At 67.9% G+C, this 526-nt stretch carries 2 protein-coding genes; both read right to left on the bottom strand.

Features of this window, described 5'->3' with window-relative positions; genetic code table 11:
- The coding region (locus OUY22_RS36985; protein WP_408638262.1) for a polyketide synthase docking domain-containing protein at positions 1–51 on the bottom strand (51 nt) is incomplete at its 3' end.
- Positions 52–84: 33 nt separating this feature from the next.
- A partial coding sequence (locus OUY22_RS36695; RefSeq protein WP_270159920.1) for an acyl carrier protein occupies positions 85–526 on the bottom strand: 442 nt, incomplete at its 5' end.

Genomic DNA, 526 nt, shown 5'->3' with positions numbered 1-526 from the left:
TTCGACGGTCGCACGCCTCAGGTAATCGCGAAGCTTCTGCTCGTTCTCCATCGCTCCGGCCCTTCCAGTCACGGGAGTCATACGTCACAGGTCGTTGTCGATGAGGGCGAAGATCTCCTCATCGGATGCGTCGTCGATCTTGTCCACCACGGTGTCGGGCCGGCCGGAACCGTCCGGTTCGGTGCCGAAGCGAGCCAGTCCGCTCTTCAGCACGGCGACGAGCCTGCCGCGGATGTTCTCGCCGTCGTCCTCGACGCCGACGAGCATCGACCCCACGCGCTCCAGGACTCCGCGCAGCATGTCCTCGGGCGAGGGCTGCGCGGGGGCCAGCACCTCGAACAGGTGCTCCGCCAGCACCCGTACCGTCGGATGGTCGAAGACGAGGGTCGCGGGCAGCCGCAGCCCGGTGTCGGTGTTGAGCCGGTTGCGCAGTTCGACGGCCGTCAGCGAGTCGAAGCCGAGCTGGTTGAACGCCCGGTCGATGCCGACCTTGTCCGCGCTCCCGTGGGCGAGCACGGCGGCCACA

The organism is Nonomuraea corallina (genome assembly GCF_027620315.1).
Lineage (GTDB): Bacteria > Actinomycetota > Actinomycetes > Streptosporangiales > Streptosporangiaceae > Nonomuraea > Nonomuraea corallina.
Note: the sequence above shows the minus strand (reverse complement) of the source record. Positions and strands in the feature narration are given on the sequence as shown.